This window comes from Streptomyces sp. NPDC058880, from assembly GCF_042742535.1.
Taxonomy (GTDB): Bacteria; Actinomycetota; Actinomycetes; order Streptomycetales; family Streptomycetaceae; genus Streptomyces.
Genome location: NZ_JBHYMC010000133.1, coordinates 1 through 2,539, shown reverse-complemented (window position 1 = coordinate 2,539; position 2,539 = coordinate 1). Strand labels below are relative to the sequence as shown.

At 71.3% G+C, this 2,539-nt stretch carries 4 protein-coding genes; 2 read left to right on the top strand and 2 right to left on the bottom strand.

The genetic code is table 11. From position 1 onward, the window contains the following. Positions 1-76: 76 nt before the first annotated feature. Positions 77-766 carry a trans-aconitate 2-methyltransferase gene (locus tag ACFW2G_RS33025; protein WP_236647586.1) on the bottom strand — a complete coding sequence of 230 codons (690 nt, stop codon included), beginning with the start codon at positions 764-766 and terminating at the stop codon, positions 77-79. 200 nt (positions 767-966) lie between these two features. On the opposite strand from ACFW2G_RS33025, the gene ACFW2G_RS33020 reads away from it, so the two are divergent. Continuing rightward, entirely contained in the window at positions 967-1,596 is a 630-nt protein-coding gene (locus ACFW2G_RS33020; RefSeq protein ID WP_037919750.1) for an ABATE domain-containing protein, read from the top strand. Here ACFW2G_RS33020 and sodX read toward each other — a convergent pair. Then, entirely contained in the window at positions 1,500-1,922 is a 423-nt protein-coding gene (gene sodX, locus ACFW2G_RS33015; protein WP_384445381.1) for a nickel-type superoxide dismutase maturation protease, read from the bottom strand. The two genes, ACFW2G_RS33020 and sodX, sit on opposite strands and share 97 nt — an antisense overlap. Positions 1,923-2,093: 171 nt before the next feature. Here sodX and sodN point away from each other — a divergent pair, with 171 nt between their 5' ends. Next, positions 2,094-2,489, top strand: coding sequence for a superoxide dismutase, Ni (gene sodN / locus ACFW2G_RS33010; RefSeq protein WP_030036761.1), 396 nt, complete (start codon positions 2,094-2,096; stop codon positions 2,487-2,489). Positions 2,490-2,539 lie beyond the last annotated feature (50 nt).

Sequence of the window (2,539 nt, the reverse complement as noted above, 5' to 3'; positions counted from 1 at the left end):
GCCGAGGGGTGGTACGGGATCCCGTACCACCCCTCGGCCGTGTCGGGGGCCTGCCGCCGCCCCGCTCGCGGAGTTCCTACTTCAGGCCCAGGACCAGCGCGTCGGAGGGCGAGCGCCAGACCGTACGGGCCTCCGCGAAGCCCGCGGCGCGCAGGGTCTCGGCATGCCAGGCCGCGGAGGGGGTGTCGCCGTCGGCGTGCTCCCCGTAGATCTCGAAACGGCGGGCGGTGGGCTCGGCCAGCGCCGGGTCGGCGGCGGCCAGCGCCCACCACTCGCGCCAGTCCAGCGCACCGGCCGCCTTGGCCCGGTCCATGCCGGCGTGCCGGTGGGCGCGCTCGGCGGCGTTGATGCGCGGGGTGGCCGGGTCGGGCATGTGGTCGGCGTTCATGAACGCCCCGCCGGGCACCAGCAGGGGGGCGAGCTGCCCGTACAGCACGGCCAGGTCCTCGCTGTGCAGCCAGTGCAGGGCGGTGGCCGTGAGGATGACGTCGTAGCCGTGGTGGGGGAGGGCCGAGCGCCAGTCGGGGTCCTTGAGGTCGGCGGTCACGAACGACGCGCGCGGGTCCCCGGAGAAGTGGCCCCGGGCGATGGTCAACAGCGCGGGGTCGAGATCGACGCCCGTACTGGTGGCTTCCGGGAACCGCTTGAGGACGCGGTCCGTGATACTTCCCGTACCGCATGCGAGATCCAGCACCCGGGGGGTGGATCCCACCAGTGCCTCGACCATGTCCAGCATCACCCGGAACCGCTCCTCGCGGTCGGGCATGTACCACTCCTGCTGGCGGTCCCAGCTGTCCTGCCAGGCCTGCCAGCCGGCGCCGCCCCGCCCCGCGTCGGCCGTGTCCGCCCCGTTCGTCGTATCCGCCGTATCCGCCGTATCCGCCACCCCGAACCCCTCCCTACGTAATACCCTCGATGACATCTCAGCCGTTACGAGACACTAATCCGCAGCCGTAAGGACTACAAGTGGAACTGGCCCATTACTCGGACTTCGCCGTGCGCCTGGTCAACACCGAGGAGCCGGCCCGCAACAAGGACACGCTCACCTCGGTGGACGCCGTCCGCGCCCTGTTCGGTGTCAGCCAGCAGATGGCCCGCCGCGTCACGGACACCGACATCACGCGGTTCCGCAACGTGCGCGGCCGACTGCGGGCCGTCTTCGAAGCCGCCGACGGCGGCGACGAGGTCCTCGCCGTCGACCTGCTGAACTCGCTGCTGATGGAGTTCCCCGTGAGCCCCCAGGTCTCCGACCACCAGACCCTCGACGAGACCGGGCGGCCCGACTGGCACATCCACCTCGCCGACCACCCCTCGAACGCCTCCGCCGGCTACGCCGCCATCGCCTCCTTCGGCCTGGCCTTCCACCTCACCGTGCACGGGCCCGACCGCCTCGGCCTATGCCAGGCCGCGCCCTGCCGCAACGCCTACCTCGACACCTCCACCAACCGCTCCCGGCGCTACTGCTCCGACCGGTGCGCCACCCGGGCGAACGTGGCCGCCTACCGCGCCCGCAAACGGCTGGAGGCCGAGGCGTCGGCCCGCAGCACGCGCAGCGACGAGGCGGCCCAGGACAACCGGGCCCTCAGCGAGCGCTGACCCTCCCCGCGCGGCCGGAACCGCAGCACCGCCGTCGCCAGCACCAGTTCACCCGGCACCGGCCCGTAGACGGTGCTGTCGCCGGTCTCGTTGTACGGGTTGTCGCCCAGCACCCACCAGGAGCCGCCGGGCCGCCGCTCCACCGCCCGCTTGACCACCAGCAGGTCCTGCTGGAACGGATGGCGCAGCACCACGACGTCACCCGGCCGCACGGCGGCCCCGTACCGGACCACGAGCCGGTCCCCGTCCAGCAGCGTGGGCACCATCGACGGGCCCGTCACCTCCACCACCTCGAACCGCTTGCGCGGGCTGGCGCTTTCCACCATGCGTGTCCACCTCCTCACTCCCGCATGCTGCCGCACGGCCCCGTACATTCGCTCACCGGTCCGGCCGCGCCCCTGGACTTTTGTCCTAAGCCCATGGGGGCGCCCGCGAAATCCGGTTCTCCAGCGAGTAATGTCCCCCCTTGAGAAGACGATCACGAGGAGGACAACTCCATGCTTTCCCGCCTCTTCGCCCCCAAGGCGAAGGTCTCCGCCCACTGCGACCTGCCGTGCGGCGTGTACGACCCTGCCCAGGCCCGCATCGAGGCCGAGTCCGTCAAGGCCGTGCAGGAGAAGTACCAGGCCAACGACGACGCCGACTTCCGCGCGCGCGCCATCACCATCAAGGAGCAGCGCGCCGAGCTCGCCAAGCACCACGTCTCGGTGCTGTGGAGCGACTACTTCAAGCCGCCGCACTTCGAGAAGTACCCGCAGCTGCACACCCTGGTCAACGACACCCTGAAGGCCCTCTCGGCCGCGAAGGCGTCCAACGACCCGGCGACCGGCCAGAAGGCCCTCGACCTCATCGCTGAGATCGACCGCATCTTCTGGGAGACCAAGGCCGCCTGAGCCTTCCTTCCACGCGCAGAGGGGCCCGTCCGCGATCGCGTAGGGGCCCC

What these genes read in the sequence shown, in the direction of transcription:
- ACFW2G_RS33025 (WP_236647586.1), bottom strand. Translation starts at nt 766, where the DNA reads ATGCCCGACCGCGAGGAGCGGTTCCGGGTGATGCTGGACATGGTCGAG.
- sodX (WP_384445381.1), bottom strand. Translation starts at nt 1,922, where the DNA reads ATGGTGGAAAGCGCCAGCCCGCGCAAGCGGTTCGAGGTGGTGGAGGTG.
- sodN (WP_030036761.1), top strand. Translation starts at nt 2,094, where the DNA reads ATGCTTTCCCGCCTCTTCGCCCCCAAGGCGAAGGTCTCCGCCCACTGC.